Consider the following 5,532-nt stretch of genomic DNA (forward strand, 5'->3'; position numbering starts at 1 on the left):
CCCTGGAGCGGGCCAACGCCGCCGCGATCCCGACCGTGCGGCTGTCCGGCGTGGACGCCGCGTACTGGTGCGAGACCCCGGAGAAGAACCACCTGGACTCGATCACCGAGGGCACGGTGCGGTGGGACCGCGCCGTCAGCAGGGTCACCCCGCTGCCAGACGGCACCTGCCGGCTGCTCTTCAGTGACGGCACTGCCGAGGACTTCGACCTGGTGGTCGGCGCCGATGGCGCCTGGTCGCGCGTCCGCCCGGCCCTGTCCCACGCCGCACCCCGCTACACCGGCGTCACCTTCGTCGAGACCGGATTCAACCACTGCGACACCCGCCATCCCGACCTCGCGCGGCTGGTCGGCAACGGATCGATGCTGGCGAAGGGCGCCGAAAGGTCCCTGGTCGCCCAGCGCAACAGCAACGGCCACATCCGCGCCTACATCGCGCTCCGCGCGCCGGAGGACTGGCACGTGGCTGCCGGTATCGACCTCGGCGACCACCGGGCCGTACGGACGCACCTGCTGACGATGTTCGACGGCTGGGACGAGAGCCTGCGCTACCTCCTGCGCAACAGCGACAGCGGGTTCATCAACCGGTCCCTGTTCGTCCTGCCCGCCCCGCACACCTGGGAGCACGTTCCCGGCGTCACGCTGCTCGGCGATGCCGCGCACCTGATGCCCCCGGTTGGGCTGGGCGCCAATCTCGCTATGCTCGACGGCTCCGACCTCGCCCACGCCCTCGTCACGGAATCCAGCGTCGACGACGCCGTCCGCGCCTACGAGAGCATCATGCTGCCGCGCTCGATCGAGGCCGCGACGGGCAGTGCGCAGGCACTCGACCACCTCGTTCCCGCAGCGACTTCCTAAGTCGACTTCACCGCCCCCGTTCCCGCGCCGATCATGTGCACTCTCCCGACGGTCGCATCCACCCCAGGGCGGCGTCGTCAGAGGTCTGTCCGATTTGATCACGTGATGCCGAGGGTAGCCAGTGGCCGGGCGGCGTCTCGGCCGTGTTTGCGCAGGCCGGCGGCGATGTTGTCGCAGCCGGTGAGGCGAAGGGCGCCGATGGCGAGATTGCGCAGTGCGGCCATGGCCCGGGGGGCGGTCCCGGTTCGCACGCGCGAGGCGACCTCGGCGAAGGTGGTGTCGCGGACGTGGTGGATCTTGTTCTCGATGCCCCAGTGTTCGCGGACGTGGTGCGCGATCTCGGCGGCGTCGGCCTGCTCCGCCGTCAGGTCGGTGACTGCGGAGACAGGTTCCAGGGTGACCTTGCCGGTGGTGACGATCCGACGGCGGCGCACGATCTGCACGGCCTGGGCGGCGTGGGGGAAGTCGAGGCCACAGGTGACGGTGGCGGTCTTGACGCGGCGGATCTCGTCGCGGCCGTGTGCGGTGGCGCGGGTCTTGTCCAGCAGCGGCATGTCCCGCCAGGGCAGCTGCTTCAGGTGCTGGTGCAGCAGCGGCTGATTCCCCTTGATCACCGCGATGTAGTGGGCCTTCTTGTCCTCCACCAGGAAGCGGGCGTGGGCGGTCTGCGAGTGCAGGGCGTCGAAGGTGACCACGGTGTCTGCCAGGTCGAGTGGGCGAGCATCGGCCGGAAGACGGTGATCTCGTTGGTCTTGGAGTCGACCTCGCGCTGGGCGGTGACCAGGCCGGCTCCTGTCATCGCGGCGAGCAGGTGGACCTGGGTGCCGTCGGTGCGACGGGCACCGCGCACGGTCTTGCCGTCCACGGCCAGTGAGCTGCGGCGCGGAGCGGCTCTGTCCTGGCCCGGTGGCGGGCGGCCAGGGTCGCGGGCGGCGAGCCAAGTGCCGATCGCCGCGTCGAGGGCGTCGCCGTCGACGCGCTGCAGGACCCGGCGCACGGTGGCCGCGGCCGGGCGGTGGGACCGGATGGCTCCCGGCGGGTGGCGCCGAGAACGGTCAGCACGGCGGGCGGCGCGTCGGCGGCCCACTCCGCAATCGCGGCCAGGGACTTCGCGCCGGCCAGCACCGCGCACGCGGCGAGCGCGAGGACGAAGGCGAGGGGGTGGCGGCGGCCCTTGGCCCGGCGCGGATCGGGTACCGCCGCGAGGCGGCCCAGCAGCTGCGGGTGATCCCCGGGCTCGGCAGGCCGGGTGGCGGCGAGCTGGTCCAGGCCGGCGGGGATGGGCGATGAGGAGCGGGGAGGCACGGTCCTCCGTCGTGATGATCAGGGCTTCGACACCTCATGATCGCCCGGAGGCCATGCCTGCCTCCGCTCACGCCTCGTCCGCGAACGCCACAGTCACGTCCGCCACCTGAACCGGCATCAAGTCGGGCAGATCCCCTGAACGACGCCGCCCTGGGCCCCACTCAGACCCACACCATGAGCCGCGACATCTCCAGGGATGCAGCCGCAGCCTTCTTGAAGGCCACCTCCGAGGTTCCGGACAACGACCTGGAGACACACCTGGTCGTGACCGATGGAACCCGTACGTGGGAAGCAGATGAACTGGCGACAGTGAGCACGGCCAGTGCAACGGATCCAACCTGGCTACAACTTCAAGCCGCCCTCAACAAGGCGCGGAAACAGAGCGAATAAGAGAGCGTTCTGTCCCGGCGAGGTTGTTTGGTGGCGTTTCGGGGGACGAGTCGGCCTGGGGTCACTGGGGCAGATGCGCTTGCTGCGCCGCGTGCGCAGGCGCCATCGCGCGTCGGCCCGTTTCGGCCGATTCGCTCCTGTCTGATCCCAAGACGCCCCCGCTTGACCCTGTTTGATCCGGAAGGGCCGCTCCTGACGCTACTACCGAACCATGACGCGGCACCGCCCGTATCCCAGCGACCTGTCCGATGCCCGCTGCCGAACTGCTGGAACCCGTTTTGTCAGCCTGGCGCGCCGAGGGAAGAGGCAAGGCACGCGGGCACTGCCTCCCGGCAGCGGCCAATTCTCGTCGGCGGCAGGCGCCTGCGGTGCCGCAGGCCCACCCAGCGGGGTCACGAGCCCGATCGACGTGGCAGCCTTCTTGGCCTTCTCTCGATCTTGCTGTCGGACACGAGCATTTCTCTCCACGCTGCTGACACATCTCAAGGAACAGGATTGACGCGCTTCAATCTGTCTTTGCCTAAAGTTCACATCTTTCGCTACTTAGAGTGACCATGCCGGGCCATTATGCCTCGTCGTAAATGCCTGACTTTGGGGTGTTGACGTCACGTCTGCGGCATATGACGATAAGCGGAATGTGAGCGCCGACCTGTCGCCCTGTGAACCGCACGGCGCTCCCGTCTCGGCCCGAAGGAGGGCGGCAATGAAGACGTTCCGGAGGCGCATCCCGGGCAAGAAATCGGCGGTGGCGGCAATGATCCTTGGGGTGATCGTCTTCATCGCTCCGACCGCGACCGCCGCCACCGAGAGCCCGAAGCCCCAGAGCCCCGACTTCCACCGTTGCATCCACAGCGCTGGTCCGGCCGGGCGCTACTTCTATCCGGGCTACGCCAACGTCCCCTGCATTTGAGTGGCGCACCGCACCAGGAGCAGCTCATCCACGCTCAGCAGCCCTGCTGCGTCGATGGTGATCACGGCGACATGCTTGCCTGTAGAAGCTGCAGCAGATCGTGCGCCGGGGCAGCTCCAGTTCGGTGCGCTACCGGCGGGCGATGATGCTGCTGGCCTCGGCCGGCGGGAACCGGGTGCCGGTGATCGCGAAGTCGGTACAGGCCGACGAAGACACCTGCCGGGATGTGATCCATCGGTTCAACGAGATCGGCCTGGCCTGCCTGGACCCTCGGTGGGCGGGAGGCCGACCCCGCCTGCTCTGCCCTGACGACGAGGACTTCGTCGTTCAGACGGCCACCGCTCGCCCGACCAAGCTCGGCCAGCCCTTCACCCGCTGATCCATTCGCAAACTCGCCGCCTACCTGCGGAAAGTGCACGACCGCGTCATCCGGATCAGCCGCGAGGCGTTACGGTGCCTGCTCGCCCGCCGCGGCCTCACCTTCCAGCGGACCAAGACGTGGAAGGAGTCGCCTGCCCCCGAGCGCGACGCCAAACTGGACCGCATCGAGGAAGTTCTGGAGCGTTACCCGGGCCGTGTATTCGCGTTCGACGAGTTCGGGCCACTCGGCATCCGGCCCACCGCCGGGTCGTGCTGGGCCGAGCAAGGCAGGCCTGAGCGGCACCCCGCGACTTACCACCGCACCCACGGAGTGCGCTACTTCCACGGCTGCTACTCGATCGGCAACGACACCCTCTGGGGCGTCAACCGCCACAAGAAGGGTGCCGCGAACACCCTGGCCGCGCTGAAGTCGATCCGCGCCGCCCGCCCCGGCGGCGCCCCGGTCTACGTGATCCTGGACAACCTGTCCGCCCACAAGGGCGCCGACATCCGCCGCTGGGCGAAGAAGAACAAGGTCAAGCTGTGCTTCACCCCGACCTACGCGTCCTGGGCCAATCCGATCGAGGCTCACTTCGGACCGCTGCGGCAATTCACCGTCGCCAACTCCAACCACCGCAACCACACCGTCAAGACGCGCGCCCTGCACGGCTACCTGCGCTGGCGGAACAAGAACGCCCGCCATCCCGACGTGCTGGCCGCCCAACGGCGCGAGCGCGCCCGCATCCGTAGTGAGAAGGGCATCCGCTGGGGCGGGCGGGCCGTTGTCCCAGCAGCCTGACGGCAAGGTAGACATCACGGACGAGCGGCTACCAGTAGATCAACGACGTAGATCTCTTCCACCGCCTCAGCAGGGAAAGCCTCCCGCAGTCGCGTGCGCTCCTCGGCAAGAAAGACATAGTTTGCGGCCTGGGCGAGCCCAAGGAACGCCGAGCGACTACTGATGTTGGCGAGGTGTGTGTCGAGAGAGACTTTCCGCTGCCAGCGGATCTGCCGGCGCGCGACCCGCAATCCGCTCAGGCCCGCAAGCCTGATGGCCTCATTATCGTCGGGACGCACCGCGGAACGCGCAGGAACTCCACAGTGGTGCGCGATGCGCTCGTGCTGGGCACGGATCCACGGCACGTCGAAGGCGGTGGTGTTCCACCAGATTGCCAGCGCGCCACCCGAGCACAGAACACGCAGTGCCTCCGGGACGGAACGGCTGGTATCGGTCCACTGCCATGACTGCGCGTACGTGATGAGGTCGTGCGAGGAACCGGCAAGCGGCAGGGCGTTACCGTCACCACGGACGACGGGCACATCCGGGAGCACCCGACGAAATTCGACGGCCATCGCGTCACCGGGTTCGACGGCGATCACGTCAGCACCCCGCTCACGCAGGAGTCTGGTCGCAATTCCAGTGCCCGCACCGACGTCCGCAACGCGGACACCCACCAGCGAACGGCCCAGGAACTCCTCAACGGCGTCGAAAAGCGCGGGCGGATACGACGGGCGGCTCGCCTCGTACTGGACGGCCACTGAGTTGAACGAATGAGCACGTGAGCTGGCAGTCATCTCCTCATCATGGTTCACAGACCGGGCGTTGGGCACCGAGCACTCATGCCGGTGATCGTTTCCGGTCACAGCACTAGTAGTGCTTGGTCAGGTCCGTATCGGTGCGGGTATGTCGCAGTGGCAGGTGGGGCAGGC

At 68.1% G+C, this 5,532-nt stretch carries 5 protein-coding genes and 2 pseudogenes; 3 read left to right on the forward strand and 4 right to left on the reverse strand.

What is annotated here, in order from left to right; translation table 11 throughout:
- Positions 1 to 857, forward strand: an 857-nt coding sequence (locus ACWEN3_RS40025) for a DUF5926 family protein (RefSeq protein ID WP_452981723.1), incomplete at its 5' end; no start/stop codon positions are given.
- Between the two features lie 98 nt (positions 858 to 955).
- Here the strand turns inward: ACWEN3_RS40025 and ACWEN3_RS40030 are convergent.
- From ACWEN3_RS40030 to ACWEN3_RS40040, 3 genes and pseudogenes are all read right to left on the reverse strand, one after another.
- Positions 956 to 1,552 (reverse strand): ISAs1 family transposase, encoded by a 597-nt coding sequence (locus tag ACWEN3_RS40030; protein ID WP_452981726.1) that lies wholly within the window; start codon positions 1,550 to 1,552, stop codon positions 956 to 958.
- Positions 1,468 to 1,854, reverse strand: a complete 387-nt coding sequence (locus ACWEN3_RS40035; protein WP_452981733.1) for a hypothetical protein — start codon at positions 1,852 to 1,854, stop codon at positions 1,468 to 1,470. Before ACWEN3_RS40035 ends, ACWEN3_RS40030 begins: the two co-directional genes overlap by 85 nt.
- Before the next feature lie 77 nt (positions 1,855 to 1,931).
- Positions 1,932 to 2,162, reverse strand: a pseudogene (locus ACWEN3_RS40040) (transposase family protein); the annotation flags it as partial.
- 1,093 nt (positions 2,163 to 3,255) lie between these two features.
- On the opposite strand from ACWEN3_RS40040, the gene ACWEN3_RS40045 reads away from it, so the two are divergent.
- Together ACWEN3_RS40045 and ACWEN3_RS40050 are read left to right on the forward strand one after the other, a co-directional pair.
- Positions 3,256 to 3,462 carry a hypothetical protein gene (locus ACWEN3_RS40045; protein ID WP_452981728.1) on the forward strand — a complete coding sequence of 69 codons (207 nt, stop codon included), beginning with the start codon at positions 3,256 to 3,258 and terminating at the stop codon, positions 3,460 to 3,462.
- A gap of 88 nt (positions 3,463 to 3,550) precedes the next feature.
- Positions 3,551 to 4,621, forward strand: a pseudogene (locus ACWEN3_RS40050) (IS630 family transposase).
- 14 nt (positions 4,622 to 4,635) lie between these two features.
- Here ACWEN3_RS40050 and ACWEN3_RS40055 read toward each other — a convergent pair.
- Positions 4,636 to 5,397, reverse strand: coding sequence for a class I SAM-dependent methyltransferase (locus ACWEN3_RS40055; RefSeq protein WP_452981730.1), 762 nt, complete (start codon positions 5,395 to 5,397; stop codon positions 4,636 to 4,638).
- Positions 5,398 to 5,532 lie beyond the last annotated feature (135 nt).

The organism is Streptomyces sp. NPDC004561 (genome assembly GCF_053602155.1).

What these genes read in the sequence shown, in the direction of transcription:
- ACWEN3_RS40055 (WP_452981730.1), bottom strand. Translation starts at nt 5,397, where the DNA reads ATGACTGCCAGCTCACGTGCTCATTCGTTCAACTCAGTGGCCGTCCAG.
- ACWEN3_RS40045 (WP_452981728.1), top strand. Translation starts at nt 3,256, where the DNA reads ATGAAGACGTTCCGGAGGCGCATCCCGGGCAAGAAATCGGCGGTGGCG.